Annotated in this window: 17 protein-coding genes; 7 read left to right on the top strand and 10 right to left on the bottom strand. The window is 47.6% G+C overall.

Annotation, left to right across the window (positions count from 1 at the left end; genetic code table 11):
• Positions 1 to 220 precede the first annotated feature (220 nt).
• Positions 221 to 1261, top strand: a complete 1041-nt coding sequence (locus tag D0Y50_RS09845) for an IS481 family transposase (protein ID WP_117315792.1) — start codon at positions 221 to 223, stop codon at positions 1259 to 1261.
• A gap of 358 nt (positions 1262 to 1619) precedes the next feature.
• Here the strand turns inward: D0Y50_RS09845 and D0Y50_RS09840 are convergent, their stop codons facing one another.
• The 3 genes from D0Y50_RS09840 to D0Y50_RS09830 form a co-directional block, all read right to left on the bottom strand.
• Positions 1620 to 1913: a hypothetical protein gene (locus D0Y50_RS09840; RefSeq protein WP_232366495.1), complete on the bottom strand. Its 294-nt coding sequence runs from the start codon at positions 1911 to 1913 to the stop codon at positions 1620 to 1622.
• A gap of 212 nt (positions 1914 to 2125) precedes the next feature.
• The gene (locus tag D0Y50_RS09835) at positions 2126 to 4141 is read right to left on the bottom strand and encodes an acyltransferase family protein (RefSeq protein WP_117316737.1); all 2016 of its coding nucleotides are present in this window, start codon (positions 4139 to 4141) and stop codon (positions 2126 to 2128) included.
• 764 nt (positions 4142 to 4905) lie between these two features.
• On the bottom strand, positions 4906 to 5775 hold the full coding sequence (locus tag D0Y50_RS09830; protein WP_117316735.1) for a glycosyltransferase family 2 protein: 870 nt from the start codon (positions 5773 to 5775) through the stop codon (positions 4906 to 4908).
• 344 nt (positions 5776 to 6119) lie between these two features.
• Between D0Y50_RS09830 and D0Y50_RS09825 the strand changes: the two genes are divergently transcribed.
• Genes D0Y50_RS09825 through D0Y50_RS09800 form a run of 6 tightly spaced genes read left to right on the top strand, consistent with a single transcriptional unit; the run spans position 6120 to position 10583 of the window.
• Positions 6120 to 6956: a sulfurtransferase gene (locus D0Y50_RS09825; protein ID WP_117318708.1), complete on the top strand. Its 837-nt coding sequence runs from the start codon at positions 6120 to 6122 to the stop codon at positions 6954 to 6956.
• Positions 6957 to 6995: 39 nt separating this feature from the next.
• Complete coding sequence (gene cobB, locus D0Y50_RS09820; protein ID WP_117316733.1) at positions 6996 to 7724, top strand: Sir2 family NAD+-dependent deacetylase; 729 nt, start codon at positions 6996 to 6998, stop codon at positions 7722 to 7724.
• Positions 7721 to 8353, top strand: a complete 633-nt coding sequence (locus D0Y50_RS09815; protein ID WP_117316731.1) for a LysE family translocator — start codon at positions 7721 to 7723, stop codon at positions 8351 to 8353. The genes cobB and D0Y50_RS09815 overlap by 4 nt, the downstream gene beginning before the upstream one ends.
• A 58-nt stretch (positions 8354 to 8411) precedes the next feature.
• A complete protein-coding gene (locus D0Y50_RS09810; protein WP_108568087.1) occupies positions 8412 to 9152 on the top strand; it encodes a stress protein in 741 nt (246 codons plus the stop codon).
• Positions 9145 to 9936: a glucosaminidase domain-containing protein gene (locus D0Y50_RS09805; RefSeq protein WP_108568086.1), complete on the top strand. Its 792-nt coding sequence runs from the start codon at positions 9145 to 9147 to the stop codon at positions 9934 to 9936. Before D0Y50_RS09810 ends, D0Y50_RS09805 begins: the two co-directional genes overlap by 8 nt.
• Positions 9933 to 10583 (top strand): DUF2987 domain-containing protein, encoded by a 651-nt coding sequence (locus tag D0Y50_RS09800; protein ID WP_108568085.1) that lies wholly within the window; start codon positions 9933 to 9935, stop codon positions 10581 to 10583. The genes D0Y50_RS09805 and D0Y50_RS09800 overlap by 4 nt, the downstream gene beginning before the upstream one ends.
• Here the strand turns inward: D0Y50_RS09800 and rssA are convergent.
• The 7 genes from rssA to D0Y50_RS09765 form a co-directional block, all read right to left on the bottom strand.
• Positions 10580 to 11476 (bottom strand): patatin-like phospholipase RssA, encoded by an 897-nt coding sequence (gene rssA / locus D0Y50_RS09795; RefSeq protein ID WP_108568084.1) that lies wholly within the window; start codon positions 11474 to 11476, stop codon positions 10580 to 10582. The two genes, D0Y50_RS09800 and rssA, sit on opposite strands and share 4 nt — an antisense overlap.
• A 4-nt stretch (positions 11477 to 11480) precedes the next feature.
• Entirely contained in the window at positions 11481 to 12425 is a 945-nt protein-coding gene (gene ttcA / locus D0Y50_RS09790; RefSeq protein ID WP_108568105.1) for a tRNA 2-thiocytidine(32) synthetase TtcA, read from the bottom strand.
• Between the two features lie 95 nt (positions 12426 to 12520).
• Positions 12521 to 13441, bottom strand: coding sequence for a universal stress protein UspE (gene uspE, locus D0Y50_RS09785; RefSeq protein WP_117316729.1), 921 nt, complete (start codon positions 13439 to 13441; stop codon positions 12521 to 12523).
• An 80-nt stretch (positions 13442 to 13521) separates the two neighbouring features.
• Positions 13522 to 14256, bottom strand: coding sequence for a fumarate/nitrate reduction transcriptional regulator Fnr (gene fnr / locus D0Y50_RS09780; protein WP_117316727.1), 735 nt, complete (start codon positions 14254 to 14256; stop codon positions 13522 to 13524).
• A gap of 31 nt (positions 14257 to 14287) precedes the next feature.
• On the bottom strand, positions 14288 to 14974 hold the full coding sequence (locus D0Y50_RS09775; protein WP_117316724.1) for a sulfite exporter TauE/SafE family protein: 687 nt from the start codon (positions 14972 to 14974) through the stop codon (positions 14288 to 14290).
• On the bottom strand, positions 14961 to 15158 hold the full coding sequence (gene ccoS / locus D0Y50_RS09770) for a cbb3-type cytochrome oxidase assembly protein CcoS (RefSeq protein ID WP_117316722.1): 198 nt from the start codon (positions 15156 to 15158) through the stop codon (positions 14961 to 14963). Before ccoS ends, D0Y50_RS09775 begins: the two co-directional genes overlap by 14 nt.
• The gene (locus D0Y50_RS09765; RefSeq protein ID WP_117316720.1) at positions 15155 to 17584 is read right to left on the bottom strand and encodes a heavy metal translocating P-type ATPase; all 2430 of its coding nucleotides are present in this window, start codon (positions 17582 to 17584) and stop codon (positions 15155 to 15157) included. The genes ccoS and D0Y50_RS09765 overlap by 4 nt, the downstream gene beginning before the upstream one ends.
• Positions 17585 to 17587 lie beyond the last annotated feature (3 nt).

Here is a 17587-nt window from a genome sequence, read left to right as displayed (position 1 = left end):
AAAAAAGAGTCTCTACTCGTTCTCATAAATGCAGGGCAGTAGACTAGCAGATTATCAGTTAGTTCACAAAAGATAAGTGGATACTAACCAACTATTACACAGCTTTGTGCTTAAAGTGAATTAGTCTCGACTTAATCTGACACTTCTTCTTGAAAAGATGAGAGTTACCCGTTTTGATAAAGGTGTCGAATCTTTAATCAAAACAAAATAGGTAACTCTCATGTTGCATACTAGCAATCCAATCATCAAACACAAAGCAGGACTGTTAAATCTGGCTGAAGAGCTGGGCAATGTATCGAAGGCCTGCAAAGTGATGGGCGTGTCTCGTGACACGTTTTATCGGTATCAGGAGTTGGTTGAAGAAGGCGGTGTTGATTCGCTGATTAACCGTTCAAGACGCACACCTAATCTCAAGAACAGGGTCGATGAGCAGACCGAACAAGCTGTCATAGCTCACGCCATTGAGTTTCCCGCTCACGGTCAAGCCAGAACAAGTAATGAGCTGCGTAAAGCAGGCGTGTTCGTTTCAGGCAGCGGTGTTCGCTCGATATGGCTCAGACATAATCTGGAAAACTTCAAAAAGCGACTTGCCGCACTGGAAGCCAAAGTTGAAAGCGAAGGCATCATTTTGACCGATGAGCAGGTTGCCGCGCTTGAGAAGAAAAAGCAGGATGATGAGGCCTGCGGTGAGATTGAAACACACCATCCCGGCTATCTAGGCTCGCAAGATACCTTCTACGTCGGCAACCTCAAAGGTGTCGGCCGCATTTACCAGCAAACCTTCGTTGATACCTACAGTAAAATTGCGTTCGCCAAGCTCTACACGACCAAAACGCCAATCACCTCGGCCGACATCCTCAACGACAGAGTGTTGCCGTTCTTTGAGGCTCAGGAGCTGCCCATGCTGCGGATTCTGACAGACAGGGGCACAGAATATTGTGGCAAAGTGGAACAGCATGATTATCAGCTCTACTTAGCCATCAACGATATCGACCACACAAAAACCAAGGCGCGACATCCGCAAACCAATGGGATCTGTGAGCGATTCCACAAAACCATCCTGAATGAATTCTATCAGGTCACCTTCCGCAAAAAGCTCTATGACTCGCTGGAAGCATTACAGAAAGATCTGGACGAGTGGCTGGAATACTACAACAATGGAAGGACTCATCAGGGCAAAATGTGCTGCGGCAGAACGCCAATGGAAACATTAACCGATGGGAAGCAGATTTGGGCTGAGAAGAACTTAGCTCAAAGCTAATCTGACACTGGCACCGTGAAACGGGTAACTGTCAGATCAGGTCTGAGCTAGTACAGTATAGGTCTGATTTAATTGCGCTAGTCGCCAACTAAACCCATTCACCCCTCACCAATTGCAGGCACTGAAAAGTTTGAGCCCCTCGAAACGCTCAACCGGCAAAGCCCCCTTTTTGCGCTACAAATTGCATAGCTTTAGCGTAGGCAGGCGGGTAATGAAGCCATTTACCTTTGCTCACTGTTAAAATACCCGTGTTAGTATTTTCACGTGCAAAAACTGATTACCCGCAGCGCTACCTTACAATCATAATTGCCAAGCATTAACATGGCGCAGGAAACCCACTTTCTATGATGGCTTGTTACTACTCCTTCGGTTTATCAAGCTGCGTGTACCAATCCAGATAAGGGGTATTTTTAACCATATGGCGGTTAAAGTCCTTAGCGCCATCTTGCCACCATACCGGGCCGCGTTCACCAAGCGAGATTTTCGCTGCATTAACCAGGCGCCGTGCTTTGGTTAGCCGCGTATCATCGTTTGCTGCCTTTGCCGCTTTTACCTCGCGGCGCGCGCTCATTAAATCGTGCACAAAACTGGCCCGCTCGGCCTCCGATAGGTTTGGGTTACTCACCCGCCATAGTCGTTCTCGTACGACCATGTACCGCCCATCAGGTGTCACTGGATATTGCATGTAAACTTTAGTCCCGTTTTAAAAAATATAAGGCTACAAAAATATGCCAAGTCAAGACAGCCCATAAACTTTGCCCTGACGAATGATGCAATTGATGCAAGACCGTTGCCTAATAACATGCAAAAACCTATGTATGCAATATACCGTTTACCATAAAAGCCCGATTATTGCCGGTACGGTCAGTTTGCAGAGCTATCCTGGGGCCTGAGGGCGTTAGTATATGGTTCGTTACCATGCTTGGGCTTTAATTGGGTATAACCTTGCGTAAACGCAAGCTCCAGAAGCCTGCGGCCGAACACCTCTTCACCTTTGGTACTAAGATGGCGTCTATCTGAGTATGTGATGGTACTATCTATCACTAAATCCCTGGGCAACTGTAAGCCAAAGCCATCCATTTTTGATATATACCCAATCTCTTTTGAGCGCAGACGCTTGGCAAATTCGCTATCCAGGTACTGCGATAATTCAATTGCATTGGTAGATATATATTGGGTGAGCTGGGTGTCAAAGGGCGTCTTATAATCCCATTCCACCGGATCTTTAGTCACTGGGGGCAACATCCCCACCATTAATACCGGAATGGCAAATGTTTGCTTAATGTTAGCCAGGTAATTCACTACATCATCGACATATTCGGTATTGATATCTTCGCGTTTTGCTTCATACATATTATTACCGGCAAATAGCCTGTCTGGGGTTTGGGTGTAAATGACTAAACTTATCTTACGCGCATGATCTTTTGCAAAGGCGAGAAAATCATCATACTGGCAATGGGGTAAATCTTTCGGGTTACCGTTATAGCCATGGGCACGACAAAATCCTCTGGATACACTAACCACAAAGGGATATTCGCTGTTGTAGGCCACCGCGTTGTATAAATCCATACCGTGACTACCACCTAAAATAAAAACCGCTTTATCATATTTTGCTGCACATTCAGAAAAGCGGGTTTCAAAGTCGTCATCAAATTCGGGCGACCATAATTTACAGGGCGCCTCAGCCATCGGCTGGCTGGTATGAGAATCATGGGCGGTTTCAAGCATTTGATAGCGCGCCATGGGGGCAGGCTCAAAGGTACTGCGTAAGGCTACATTGCTCACAAATAGCAAACCTAGCACTGCGCCGCAGGCCAGTCCTACGCCGGTATATTTAAAAATGGCCGGGCGGGTATAACGACTACGGTTACGCAGTGGGGTTTCGACAAAACGCCAAGACACAACGCTCATAAGAAACGACACGCCAATACCAATAACACTGTATAGCAATGTAAGTTCGCCCTCATTGATAAGTCGCAGCGCTGCTAGTACAGGTTGATGCCATAGGTATAGGCTATAACTTACTACACCCACAAATGTAATTCCGGGAAGTGACAGCAAGCGGGCGGTTAGCGTGCCCTGAACAGCAAATAGAAGAATTAGTACTGTGCCAGCTACAGGTAATAGGGTGAACACTGATGGATGAGCCGTTTCCGGTGTAAACAAGATATATGAAGCCGCGACCATTACCACACCCCCGTTGGCTAGTCGCGCGCCGTACGCACGCTGCCAGCGCTGATAATGATCGCTTTTAATATAAACACTGGCTATGCCGCCAGCCATTAATTCCCAGGCTCGGCCTGGTAAAAGGTAAAAATTACCGGTTGGGTCAACATCTTTTTGCCACTGTGCATACGCCAACGAAAGCACGAATATACTTAGCAACGTGCCGATAAAGCGGCGGCCGTTTGGTAACACCGCCATGGCAATCAATGGAAAAAACACGTAATACTGTTCTTCTACTGCCAGACTCCAGGTATGCAGCATGGGAGACAATTCTGAGGTACTGCCAAAATACCCCGACGTTTGCCAAAAGTAAAAATTGGAGACAAAACTGACCACCGCAACAATACTCTGCCCATAATCGGCAAGCACTTTTGGCGATTGTGAAAAAACAGGTAAAGCTATGCTAGTAACCGCTATGACTAAAAACAAGGCGGGTAATATTCGCCGTGCGCGCCGTTCGTAAAAATTCACTAACGAAAACTGATTCTGGCTCATTTCGCGGGTAATGATGCCAGTAATTAGAAAGCCACTGATAACAAAGAAGACGTCTACGCCAAGATAACCACCGCTAAGCCCGGGTAAGTCAGCGTGAAGCCACAAAACAGGCAGGATCGCGAGAGCACGTAAGCCATCTATTTCACTTCTATACTGCATAGGAAATGGGTAAGTTCCGTTTAGTCTGAGGTTTTAATAACATGCGAAAACCAAGCAAACTTCACGCCTGTTTTAAAATTTATTGAATAATAATTGTTGGAAAGGGGGATAATGTATTACCGCGCAGCGAATGACGAGTTTCCAGTGATTGGCTAAAAAACAAAAAAATGTTGTATGGAAAGCCGTCTCCGGCCATAGGTATAGCACTGAAGCTCAACTGAGCGCCCCTTCATTGGCCTATTAGCCGTCTAGGACTCGCGCGTACTTATGTCAATTGAAAATGGCGCTTTACCGGTTAATCGTCTTTCTGGCAAGGAGCGCCCTGGTAAGGATCGCCAAGGTAGTGAGTAAGCGGCTTGAATATAGTATTGCTTGATTTATTTATGCAGGAGGAAAAGGTATACATGGAAAAAAGCGTATAAGGGCTAAAATAAAAAACCATGCACCTTTAGCAACGCGTTAATACTTTTCGGCCAGGCTGGCTATAGTTGCAATAACAATACCTATGCAATAACAATACCTGCCAATCACCCTGGGTATGAAAGCTAAAGTAACTAAATGACACATTCTGTAGCTGCTGAAATTTTCACTGAAGCATTGAAGAAATAAACTGATACCGACGATATCTATAGTATCGTCACGAGTATTGCCCATAATCATCCGCTCTCTTGACCATCGCGGCTTTTGAATAGCGGATGATTACCGGTTTCGTCACATAAATGTATTTACGGTAGTAATCCTTAACGTGGGTTAGCCCGCCAGTTTCAGGCAGACAATTTTTCTATATGGTCTGCATTTTCTGCTGCTTGCTCATAATGTAGAGCCTGGTGAATTTCCTCTTCACTTGGCATGCGCGCTATGGTCAATCCTGAGTGCTCGAAATCCTGGTTTACAAACCCCTGACTTACAAAGGCACTCAACCAGTCTGTGGCAGGATAATAGCCCCACTTAGCTTTGAAAAGATTCGCATTGGTAACGATATCAAGCAGGTGGTTGATGGGGAACTGATAGTTTGCCCGATACTGATGAAAGGCAGTAAGGCTTAATTTTTCCAAACCAATACCGGCCGCGTGGCAACGGGTCGCAAAATCGATATCGCCAATCCCGAAACCGTGGTATTGCTCATCAAAACCACCTACTTTATCGAAATCTGAACGGCTTACGCCAAATACGGCAGACTGAAAATTGTGCATGGCACTAGCATTGCGGCGACCATTTAATACGTGAAGCTCTGAACGCTCCATCAACTGTTCAAACTGCGCATTGTCGGGCATATCTGTTAATGGGATAATGTTGGTCGTATGAATTGTATTGTCTTTCCAGTTTTTCATCATGGTACTGAACAGGGCAGGGTCACACACACAATCCACATCAAGATGAACGATTCGTTCGAAACTACACGCTGTGAAGCCTTTGTTGCGGGCTTGGGCCAGCGGTAATTCTTCGGAGGTGGCAAATTTATGTTTAATAGAGAACTGTTCACTTTGTATCAGCGAGTTGCTGGACGGTGATGTCATCCAAACAACAATCAGTTCCGATGGAGCTAACTCTGACTGTTCAAGATTAGCAATCAGATTTGAAAGCTGCTGCGTCCGGTTTTTTACGATAGTAACAACACTGAATTCGTTTCTCATCCGATTATCCTCAATAAAGCGTAAATGGTGTGGCTGTTTCAATACAGCGAGAATCACAGTGAAGTGAAGCAATTACCAAACCAGCTATTCACTAATTTAAGTTACTGTTTTTTCAATTAAAATATTGGGTGGCATGAAAGAGCCGAGAAAATAGTTATGAAATACTTACACCCCTGACTGTAGTTACTATGTACCAAAGTCTGATAGCTAGTGCATAAGTATCCGATTTATAAGAAATACTATTTTAGGACGAGAAGGCTTTGGAAGCCGGGATAATCTGTATTTTTATTGCCTCAACACATATGATGTTGAAATTGGTTCGTAAAATAGATACCTGGATAAATATGTCAGCCCCTATATTGACCCCAACGTTGCCCCGCATGAACGACGAACGTCTAAAAGGCCCTATTTTACTGCGGCCCATCATGCGCGACCCTGGCACAGGTGAAGCGGAAAACCGGGATAGTGGTTTGCTCCCTAATACTCGCATAATTGACCTTGATAAAGAGGGGAGTGATCATCGCCACGGGGAAGTTCACCAGCGTTTAAACAGCACGGCGTTTGCGCAGTTACTCGGTGAACTTGGGATTGATAATAAAACCCAACTGATAGTCTACGACGCAAAGGGGATGTTTAGTGCCCCGCGTTTGTGGTGGATGCTTAAAGCTATAGGTCACCGCAATGTGAGCCTGCTAGATGGGGGCGGCGCCAAAGAACGAGCGGAAGGCGGCCTCTTCAACAACTTTGGGCGTCCGCCTGTATCGGCGCAATTCTATAAAGTAGAGCCTCCTGCGCATGCTTGGTTTATTGATAAAAAGCACGTAATAGCGGCACTTGATACAAACACGCAGATTATTGATGCGCGCAGCGCGGCGCGCTTCCACGGCCGCGCACCTGAACCGCGCGCCGGCGTTCGCAGCGGGCACATACCCGGCGCAGTTAATTTATACTACCAGGACGTGCTGGAAAACGGTCGGTTTAAAGCAGTGGCGGTGCTTAACGCCTTATTCACGAAGCGCAATATCGATTTGCAAAAGCCAATTATCTGTAGCTGTGGTTCTGGGATCACCGCGTGTATAATCGGCGTGGCCGCGCTACTATGCGATGCTAAAAATGTAATGGTATATGATGGGAGTTGGGCCCAATGGGGCGCTGATAACCAACTGCCTATTGCCCTGTAATAATTATCGAATACCAACCACCAACGGAGCGACGATTGCATGTATGCTAAGCCTAATGTAGTGGTTCTGACCGGCGCAGGCGTATCGGCAGAATCAGGACTTAAAACATTTCGCGACAACAACGGGTTGTGGGAGCAACACAAGGTCGAAGAAGTCGCCACGCCGCAAGCCTTTAGCGCCAATCCTGCGCTAGTGTACCGCTTTTACAATGATCGTCGCGCCCAGTTAGCTGACGGTGCAATTAAACCTAATGCCGCGCACTTGGCGTTGGCCCAGCTAGAAAAGGCGCTTGGCGAACAGCTGACGCTGATTACCCAGAATGTAGATAATTTGCATGAACGTGCTGGGAGTACGCGGGTATTGCACATGCATGGCGAGCTGCTGTCTTCACGGTGCACCGGCAGCGGCCACCGCCAAGTATGCACTGTGGCGTTTGACCGTAAAACACGCTGCCAGTGCTGCGCCGAACCGCGGCCACTGCGCCCGGATATTGTCTGGTTTGGCGAAACGCCGCTGCACATGGATACCATTATTATGGCCTTATCCAGGGCTGATATTTTTATTGCTATTGGAACCTCCGGCGATGTTTACCCTGCGGCCGGTTTTGTCCAGCTGGCCAGCGAAAGCGGCGCCAAAACGGTAGAGCTTAATTTGGCAGCCGGTACTAACCAACGATATTTTGATGAGGCCATTGAAGGCCCAGCTTCTGAAGTCGTGCCAGCATATGTGCACCAAATAATAACCGCCTTCAACGATAAGGGTAGATAAACGTGGTGTGGCAAGATTTTATTACTATAGCATTAGTTCATTTACTGGCTGTCGCCAGCCCTGGCCCCGACTTTGCCATTGTAGTGCGCAATAGTGTGGCTTATGGCAGGCGCATAGCAATGTACACCAGTGTAGGTATTGGTTTAGGTATCCTGATTCACGTAGCTTACTCCATTGTGGGGCTATCAGTTGTCATCAAAACCACACCGTGGCTATATCAGACTATCAGTTATCTGGCGGCGGCATATTTGATATATCTGGCTGTAGGAGCCCTTCGAAGTGGCCCAACTACGCCGTCGACCGCACGCCAGGGTAAGCAGGTTACGCGTCCTGCAATACGGGGCCGGCGCGCACTATGGATGGGTTTTTTAACCAACGGCCTGAATCCCAAAGCCACGCTGTTCTTTTTATCATTATTTACCGCTTTTATTGATGTCGACACCCCGTTGCCCATTAAGCTAGGGTATGGCGCCTACTTGTCACTGGCTACCGGAGCCTGGTTTTGCTTTCTATCGTATTTATTAAGTACCAGCAGTGTTGCACGTTTGATAGGTGAAAAAGGTTACTGGCTAGACCGTGCCATGGGGGTATTATTATTAGGCCTGGCTGCCAAATTAGTATTAGCTTAGAGCCGCAGGCGCGTTTAGGGTATACTGCGCAGGTTAAAAATCAGTTTTTGAGGATTGGGTGAGTAGCACAAACCAACCCCCGCAAGGGGATAAACTAGCGCAGACTCTGGCCGGAGACTACACGTTTTCAGTCAGACAAATACTGCTAAGAGCGAATAATATTACAAAAGAGCATTACCGTACGCTGCTGGCAGGATGCGGTGTTATTGTGTTGATTAGCGCAGTATTAGTGGCACTTTTGGTTAGCCGCTTTTCGATTGAAGAGTTAAAGCAACTCTCACAATCACATCAGGCAATTATTGATGTGATTGTCATTTTTCTTATGGCGCCGATTACTACCGGACTGACATTACAAGCTAGCGCATTGGCCGCGCAACAACCCACCGCTTTTAACCATTTGTTCGCCTACCTACCGCAGGTATTACCGCTTGCTTTGGCGCAGCTGTTTATCTCTATACTGGTGCAGCTGGGATTGTATTTTTTAATTATTCCTGGGCTGTATGTCTTTATGGCCAGTATATTTACGCTGCCGCTGGTGGCGCAAAACAAGCTTCCTATAAGCGGTGCGCTGTTACTCTCGTGTAAAGTGGTTAACCGGTATATTGCTGGGTTTATCGGATTATTTGGCGTTTTTGTACTATTGTTTTTATTGTGTCTGTTCACCCTCGGCCTGGCCCTGTTATGGGTAATGCCATTGTATTACGCTACCGTAGGGTTGCTGTTCAATGATCTTTTTGGCTCAGGGCCGGTAGAAATTTCGTCCAATACTAATAACAAAGAGTCAACATTTGATGCATAAAAGGGAAACGGTAAAAATAGTGCTGATAACGATAGGTATTTTAGCCGTTATCGTCATTAACGCATGGATTTTGTCTTCCAGAGAACCCGATATACTGGAAGTGCCGGAAACCGAGCAAGCATCAAAGCCCGTACCGGATTTCTCCTCTTATGAGAATGTGAGTGATCGTAAGTCAGCTTTTTTTGATTATTTACGCCCGGAAGTCGCTAAGCAAAATGAATATCTGCTGTCGTTACGTCACTATATTCAAACCGTTCAACGTAAACTTACCAGTAACGAAACACTGGGCGAAGAAGACAGTGAACGGGTGGCATGGCTGGTAAAAGAATATGGCGTCAACGACTCTGTCGATATTCCTGAAAAAATAAACCGCTTATTACAGAAAGTTGATATTTTACCGGTCGAGCTGGTATTGGTGCAGGCAGCTAATGAGTCTGCCTGGGGGACCAGCCGGTTTGCCCGTGAAGGCTATAATTTTTTCGGCTTATGGTGTTTTCGGCGGGGGTGCGGCTTTGTGCCTTCGCGGCGCACCGACGGTGCAGCCCATGAAGTGGCACGCTTTGATAATTTATCCAGGGCCACTTACACTTACATGCGTAATCTAAATCGCCATAAAGCTTACAAAGATTTACGTAATATTCGGGCCCGGTTAAGAATGAACCAAATGCCGGTAACCGGCATGGCGCTGGCTGAAGGCCTGATGAAATATTCTGAGCGTGGCGCCGCCTATGTGGAAGAACTGCAGGCAATGATTCGGTTCAATCAGGAGTTTCTTGCACAATGAGATGGATGACGTCCCTGTTATTGGGAATTTTAGGGATAAGCAGCCCGTTAGCCTATGCCACAAGCAGCCTGGATGTGGAGTATCATCGGTTTTATAGTCATTTGCAAAAATTAACCGGTGAAGATACTCAGGCATTACAGTTTGCGTTTGGTTTTATCCACCACGATACCGCAGATATGTGTGCAATAGACAGCGCCAATATTGTAACGGACAAGCAAACAATTGCACTGGACGTATCGGCAGAGCAAAGATTCACTTTACCGGCTGAAAAAGCCCTACAGCTGGCAGATGCGTCGGTACACATTGTCTTTACAGACAACGATATCAAACCCTGTGATATGTCGGTACAACTGGAAACTCGCTCGGAATATCTAAAGTCTTACTATAGTGCGGAAGAGCTGACTATGTTGGTAGGACAATATGAAGCCTTCTTTAATGAAATGGGCAGTTTTTTATCATTCATGATGCCTTCAGTAAAAGGCCTTAATTTTCAGTTTTCAGATCCTTACCTGCAGCGTCCGTTAAAAGACGCCCCGCCGATTACCAGTGGGATGTTAGCCCTGCATACTGAATGGCTAAACAAAAACAAGCCATTGATACTGCCGGAGCCGCCTGTGCGAATTACGGCTATTGCATCGGCCGATTAACTTAACACTAATTGGTAGCGTATCTGTTCGGCCAGACGCTCGACGGTCTCTTCGCCCTTTTTACACAATTCTGCGGCGCGGTGAAACTCAAGTAATCCTACATCAGTGAGATTGGGTTCTATCAGCACATCGGGTGGATCGCCCGCCAACCGCGAGCGGGTAACTCTGGCCTGTAGAATTTCCAACGAGCTGCTCATGACACTTAGGATACCGGGCGGCGCATCTTTACCAGGGCCGTTATCCGGTGAAAACCATTGACGCACCGCTCCAGAACTTTTCTGCAAAAAGTGTTCTGTTTTACGTTCATTTTCTTCATGCTTTTCAGCCGGTTTTTCTAAGCGCTGGGGCCGGAAGTCGGCGTTAAGATTAACGGCAATAACAAAATCAGCCCCTAACTGACGACACAGGTTTACCGGCACCGGGTTAACCACCGCGCCATCTACCAGCCATCGCCCCTCATAGGCGACCGGGCTAAATAACGCCGGTATTGCACATGACGCTTGTATTGCTGTATCTAACGGGCCCGAAGCAAACATTACCTCACGCCCTGAATGCAGGTCGGTGGCCACTACAGCAAATTGTTTTTGCATTTCTTCGAAAGAGGCGGCGCAAAAATCTTCCCCCAGTTTTTTGAATACCTTTTCGCCGCTGGCTAAGCCGCCGCGGCGAAAACCGATACCCATGAGTGAAAACACCTGCCACTCCGTCAGGGAGCTGGACCATTCATGTAAGGCATCGAGTTTGCCACTGGCATAGGCCGCCCCAACATAGGCGCCAATCGAACAGCCGGCGACAATATCTATATTAACACCCAATTTTTCCAGCGCACGGATAATACCTATGTGGGTCCAACCGCGGGCGGCGCCAGCTCCCAAAGCAATGCCAATTTTCATACGCTTAGTCCGTTAAATTCACAATTTGAACCGGCGATACCTCAGCCTGTTCACTATCCTGGGCCGCTGCGTTAAAGGTGTCGAAAGCAGGTGTGTCAAAGGCTGTATCGCCATCAGCTACCGGACCATCAGTGGTAGAAATAGCCTGAAAATCGTGTAAATTACGGTCCAGCAGATGCGAGGGCGCAACATTCTGGATGGCCCTGAACATAGATTCGATACGACCTGGAAAGCGTCGGTTCCAGTCTTGCAGCATATGTTTTATATTTTGCCGTTGCAGGTTCTCTTGTGAGCCACACAAGTTGCAGGGAATAATAGGAAATTCAGCCGCCTGTGCATATTTTTCGATATCGGCTTCATTACAATAGGCCAGGGGGCGAATAACAATATGCTGACCATTATCGCTAACCAGCTTTGCCGGCATCGATTTAAGTTTGCCACCGTGAAACATATTTAAAAACAAGGTTTCCAGCATATCGTCACGATGATGGCCCAGGGCGATTTTTGTCGCACCAAGTTCGGTGGCGGTGCGATATAAAATTCCCCGGCGCAGTCGAGAGCACAATGAACAGGTCGTCTTACCTTCTGGTACTTTTTCTTTAACGATAGAATACGTGTCTTCTTCCACAATTTTATACTCTACCCCAAGCTCATCCAGATACTGGGGTAAAATATGCTCGGGAAAGCCGGGCTGCTTTTGATCCAGATTTACCGCGATAATGTCAAAGTGGATAGGCGCAATACCGCGTAAAAACAGCAAGATATCAAGCATGGTATAACTGTCTTTGCCGCCGGATAAACACACCATGACCTTGTCATTAGCTTCTATCATGCCGAAATCGGCGATGGCTTTGCCAACATTTCTGCGCAAACGTTTCTGTAATTTATTAAAACTGTATTTCTGTTTGCTTTGTGAACTATGGTCGGACTGTGCGGCGTGCTGCTTCATACAAATTCTGTTCTGGCGTTTAAAAAAGCCATTATACAAAATAGGTACGGCTTGCGTCACCCCAAGCCGTTAATGATTTAGTTTATCGCGATAAATCAGGTTACCGGCGTTTCAAAACCATCCGGCTTTATCGCCAATACATCGCAGTGCAGGGTATCAATAACCTGTTCGGCGGTATTGCCAATGAATGCCGCCGAGATGCCTATTCGGCCTACTGTGCCGATAATGACCAGCTCGGCATCTAATTGATGCGACATTTTGGCCACAACGTGCTCGGGCAAGCCCTCTTCAACATGGCAGTGGGATGCATCTATGCCGTATTTTTTTCGATGTAATTCCATCTCATGTTGATGGTGGTGTTTTACTGCTTTATGGTAGGCATTGGTATCAAACTCAGGAATCTCCAAAGCAATACTGACAGGGGCATGTGGGTAGGCGTTCACCAGATGCACCGCACCGGTCAATAGGTTGGCATAATCCTTAGCGATGTCTGTAAGCTTATCGTTAAGTTGGGCATGTTCAGCATCTTCGGTACCTACATTAACCGCCGCGATAATGTTGCCCTGCGGAGGCCACGCATGTTCTTTTACCATCAGGACCGGCATCGGGCATTTGCGTAATAAATGCCAATCGGTGGGAGTGAAAATAACTGACACCAGGTCATCTGCTTTACGACTGGCCTTCACCACAATATCCGCACTGCACTCAACCGCAGTGCGGATGATTGCTTCAAAAGCGCGACTTTCCCATTTTACGATAAGCTCTACCGGACGATCAGAGTATTGGCGTACTTCACTTTCTAACCAACCGCGGCGCTCTTTAATCACCGCGCTGCGCATAGCTTCACGTTCTGCGCCCGATAGCATCGTAGTCATTTCATAGGAAAAATCGTATACCACCATCAGTACAATTAATGTTGCGTCGGTTTTTTCTGATAGCTCCAAGGCCCGCGATAATGCAGGTTGGCTTTCCAGGTCACTATCAATTACTGCTAATACCGTATCATAGTTAATCATCGCCTTGCTCCGGCTGAAGGGTTAGACAATAGTAAATCTACTACCAGATGATTTAGAGTTCTTTGCGCTACATCAATAAATTATTGACAACTTACCGTCAGCTCCATGGTTTTAAGCTGGTTATTAATGCCGTCAAAATCTTTAATGACAATGAGTTTGCCGGTTACCTCGATCAAGTCTTCCTTTTGAAAACGGGTTAACAACCGGCTGATGGTTTCTACCGTAAGTCCCAGGTAGTTACCAATTTCATTACGGGTCATGGTGAGGTGGAATTGACGGTGGGAAAACCCGCGCTGAGCGAAGCGGCTGGATAACTGAGCGATAAAATATAACAGTCGTTCCTGCGCAGTGCGCCGGTTAAGTAGCATCATCATATCGTGATCCTGCTTAATTTCAGCACTCATAAAGCTGAGAATTTGCCGGCGTAATGTGGGTAAAGATTGGGACATGGCATCGAGCATATCGTAAGGCAGCTCGCACACCATAGCGGTTTCCAGGGCTTGGGTAAAACTCTGGTGTCGCTGTTCGCGTAGAGCATCAAACCCGATAATATCCCCGGGGAAATGAAACCCTATAATTTGTTCATCACCTTCTTGATTGGTTATGAACGATTTGAAAGAACCCGAGCGCACCGCATATAGCGCACTAAAGTGGTCATTAAGCTGTACCAGCATTGCGCCTTTTTGTAACGGCTTCTTCCGCTCCACAATGGTATCAAGAGAAGCAATTTCTGTTTTGTTCAAAGCCACGGGCAGGCACAGGTGACTAAAGCTACAGTTTTGACAGTGAATAGAAAACTCCGATACATCGGCCATATGCCATCCTTTTTAATGCCTAACCGCCCGTTTAAAAATGCATCATATGCCCGGGCTGGGGCTCAATAACCCTGATAATTAAGAATAGCGCATATACGAGCAGTAAAACAGCTACCAATTGGCGCGCCTTCGGGTGGCGTAACGCACCGGCTAGCCAATGGGCCCCTGAACTGGCCGCAAACAGGGCGGGTAATGTACCAAGCCCAAAGCACAGCATAATAAGCCCGCCGTCGATAGCATCTGCACTGGCCAGGGCGAAACTAAGTGTGGAATACACCAGGCCGCAGGGAAGCCAGCCCCAAACCATACCATAGGGGATAGCGGCGGCAGGATGCCGAAAAGGAATAAATTTAGCTGACCAAGGTTGTATTTTTCGCCACACCCGGCCGCCCGCTTTTTCTAGTTGGCGCAGGCCCAGCCACCACTGCCCAAGATACGCTGCCATCGCTAATAATAGGAGGGCGCTGATTATTGCCAGCACAGGAAGGGCGGCCGGTAAAAGGTGGATGAACGACTGCCCCAACGCGCCAGCCAATACACCTGCCAGGGTATAGCTGCTAAGCCGACCAACATTGTAACTTAGGGTGTAAGGCCAGTGGCTGGTATGTGCCGGGCTGGCAAAACGTAGTGCTCCAGCGATGCCAGAACACATGCCTATGCAGTGAACGCCGCCAGCAAGACCAATTAACAGCGCCCCGGTAAGGCTAATCGCGATCATTAAGACGCTTACGTTCGTCAGCCAGTTTTTTTTCTTCCGGCGGCAGATCATCGTCAAACAGAATGCTATAACCCTGCCTATCTAAATCGTCAAACTGTTTACTGCGCACTGCCCAGAAGAAGACAGCCACCGCAATACCAACAATAATGACCGCCAGTGGAATGAGTACATAAATAATACTCATGCGGTGAACCTTATCAAACGCGTTGAATTAATAACCACAATAATACTACTTAGTGACATTCCTACAACCGCCATCCAGGGATGTAGTATACCGCTTACGGCGAGCGGTAAAATACACACGTTGTAACCCAACGCCCAGGCAAAATTTTGTCGAATAATCTGCCGGGTACGGGCGCTCACTGTGAAAAGTCCGGGTAGGGCATGCAAACTGTCGTTTAAAAAAATAATATCAGCACTGGCTTTAGCAATGTCGGTACCCGAGCCAACCGCCACCGCGACGTCAGCCTGGCTCAGTACGGGGGCATCGTTGATACCATCACCTAGCATCATAACAATCTCACCGCGCGCCTGGAGTTGCATTACATAATCAAGTTTCGCCGCGGGCGTGAGTGCAGCAATGGGGTGTTGGATATTCAGTTGTCGGGCTACTAAATCCACGTTGTACTGGCTGTCACCACTTAGAATTGCAGTGGTTTTTGTCTTGTGCTGCTGGGTTAGCCGGGCCAGTACGCTGTCCACCCCGGCTTTAATACTATCGCTAATCTGCCAGGCGGCAATAAGTTTGCCGTTACATGCCAGCATTACGTTGGCGGTAAAAGGTAGCGACGGTAATACCGGGCAACTGGTATCTTCAGTATCCTGAGCTAACATAAACGCTGGCGAGCCAATTTTATAGTGTTGGCGGTTATAGCATGCGCTGATACCCAAGCCGGCATGGATAGTGACATCATGCGGTAAGCTGAGCAAAACCGAGCCCTGCCTATACCGAGCAAAGACAGCTGCAAGAGGATGTTCAGAGTGTGCTTCTATCGCGCCTGCAATAGCCAATACAGTGGCTTTGTCTGCCTCGTTCGCGTACCACTGGGCGTGGATTGAGAAATCGCCCTGGGTCAATGTTCCGGTTTTATCAAATGCCACTGTAGTGACCTTTTCGATAGTTTCCAGTACATCGGTACGTTTGATTAGCACCCCTTGTCGATTCAACCAGGCTACTGCACTGGTTAATGCGGTGGGGGTTGCTAACCCCAGAGCGCAGGGGCAGGTGGCTACTAACACGGCAATGGTGATCCACAGGGCCTGTGGGTTGCCCATGACATACCAATAGGCATATGTCAGGCTGGCAATCAGCAATACGGCCAGGACAAAATAGCTGGCCAGTTGGTCGGCTAACTTTGCTGCCGTCGGGCGATTAGCTACCGCTTGTTGCTGTAAATGAATAATCTGACTAATTAAGGAGTGGGCCAAACTGGCTTGCACTTCTATCGTAAGCACCTGGGAACGATTCAGCGTACCACCATGCACCTTGTCACCAGGTACTTTGGTTACCGCGGTGGGTTCGCCAGTTAACATAGCTTCGTCTACCTTGGAGGAGCCTTGGCACACCACACCGTCTACCGGAATCAACTCACCTGCCTTCACTATAATGGTATCCCCGGGTAGCAGTTTACGGGCCAGCGCGGGATGAGTGGCGCCGTCTTTAACTATTAACGCTGACATGGGGATATATTTGAGCATATTGGCTGATATCTGCATGGCCTGATAGCGGCTTTTATGTTCGATAAAGCGGCTTAAAAGCAGCAGAAAAATGAACATGCATATGGACTCAAAATATACCTGACCGGATTGTTGCCAGGTGGCGGCAAAGCCGCTGCCATAGGTCAGGAACACCGCGATGGTTATCGGGACATCCATATTCACGCTGCCGGCACGCAATGCGCGGTAAGCGCTGGCATAAAAACCAGCACCAGAATAGATAACTACCGGTGTAGTTAGCAGCAAAGCAATCCAGTTGAAATATTGCTGCATAAACGAGCTCATTTCGCCCAGCCAATCAAAGTAATGCGCGGCCATCAACATCATTACCTGCATTGTCATAATGCCTGCCAGCCCCAGCTTTTTCATAAAGCCCTGCTGTTCGTTTTGATAGGATGCTTCATGCTTGTCGGGCTGAAAAGGGAAGCCGTTATATCCTATGTGACGAAGCCGGCTTAAAATAGTACTGAGCTTGGTTTGATCAGACTGCCAGCGTATCAGTGCACGGCGTTGAGCGACATTTACCGCAACTTGTCGGATACCGGCAATCTTTGCAAGTTGTCTTTCAATTAGCCAGCCACAGGCGGCGCAGCTAATTCCCTCAATCGTGAGTGTAGTTTCACAGGTTTCGTCATCCTGTTGGACAAAATCCTGTTGTAACTCTGCATCATCAAATAGGGTGAGTTCATCCGGGATTAAAGCGGCACTTTTTGCCTGGGGCGCCGCCTCGGTCCGAAACCGGTAATAATCTTCTAAGCCGTTTTGTACAATAGCCTCAGCCACGGCTTGGCATCCAGGACAACAAAAAGCCTGGCGCTGCCCCAGTACCTGCGCATAAAAGTGCTCCGCGTCAGGCAGGGGTAAGTGGCAGTGAAAACATACATTACCTGTCATAGC

Source organism: Salinimonas sediminis (assembly GCF_003429285.1).
Classification (GTDB): domain Bacteria; phylum Pseudomonadota; class Gammaproteobacteria; order Enterobacterales; family Alteromonadaceae; genus Alteromonas; species Alteromonas indica.
Note: the sequence above shows the minus strand (reverse complement) of the source record. Positions and strands in the feature narration are given on the sequence as shown.

Bases quoted from the DNA above. Each gene is read 5' to 3' on its own strand.
- D0Y50_RS09775 (WP_117316724.1), bottom strand. From the start codon at position 14,974: ATGATCGCGATTAGCCTTACCGGGGCGCTGTTAATTGGTCTTGCTGGC.
- uspE (WP_117316729.1), bottom strand. From the start codon at position 13,441: ATGATTAACTATGATACGGTATTAGCAGTAATTGATAGTGACCTGGAA.
- rssA (WP_108568084.1), bottom strand. From the start codon at position 11,476: ATGAAAATTGGCATTGCTTTGGGAGCTGGCGCCGCCCGCGGTTGGACC.
- ttcA (WP_108568105.1), bottom strand. From the start codon at position 12,425: ATGAAGCAGCACGCCGCACAGTCCGACCATAGTTCACAAAGCAAACAG.
- D0Y50_RS09840 (WP_232366495.1), bottom strand. From the start codon at position 1,913: ATGGTCGTACGAGAACGACTATGGCGGGTGAGTAACCCAAACCTATCG.
- cobB (WP_117316733.1), top strand. From the start codon at position 6,996: ATGTATGCTAAGCCTAATGTAGTGGTTCTGACCGGCGCAGGCGTATCG.
- D0Y50_RS09825 (WP_117318708.1), top strand. From the start codon at position 6,120: ATGTCAGCCCCTATATTGACCCCAACGTTGCCCCGCATGAACGACGAA.
- D0Y50_RS09765 (WP_117316720.1), bottom strand. From the start codon at position 17,584: ATGACAGGTAATGTATGTTTTCACTGCCACTTACCCCTGCCTGACGCG.
- D0Y50_RS09845 (WP_117315792.1), top strand. From the start codon at position 221: ATGTTGCATACTAGCAATCCAATCATCAAACACAAAGCAGGACTGTTA.
- D0Y50_RS09830 (WP_117316735.1), bottom strand. From the start codon at position 5,775: ATGAGAAACGAATTCAGTGTTGTTACTATCGTAAAAAACCGGACGCAG.
- fnr (WP_117316727.1), bottom strand. From the start codon at position 14,256: ATGGCCGATGTATCGGAGTTTTCTATTCACTGTCAAAACTGTAGCTTT.
- ccoS (WP_117316722.1), bottom strand. From the start codon at position 15,158: ATGAGTATTATTTATGTACTCATTCCACTGGCGGTCATTATTGTTGGT.
- D0Y50_RS09835 (WP_117316737.1), bottom strand. From the start codon at position 4,141: ATGCAGTATAGAAGTGAAATAGATGGCTTACGTGCTCTCGCGATCCTG.
- D0Y50_RS09805 (WP_108568086.1), top strand. From the start codon at position 9,145: ATGCATAAAAGGGAAACGGTAAAAATAGTGCTGATAACGATAGGTATT.
- D0Y50_RS09800 (WP_108568085.1), top strand. From the start codon at position 9,933: ATGAGATGGATGACGTCCCTGTTATTGGGAATTTTAGGGATAAGCAGC.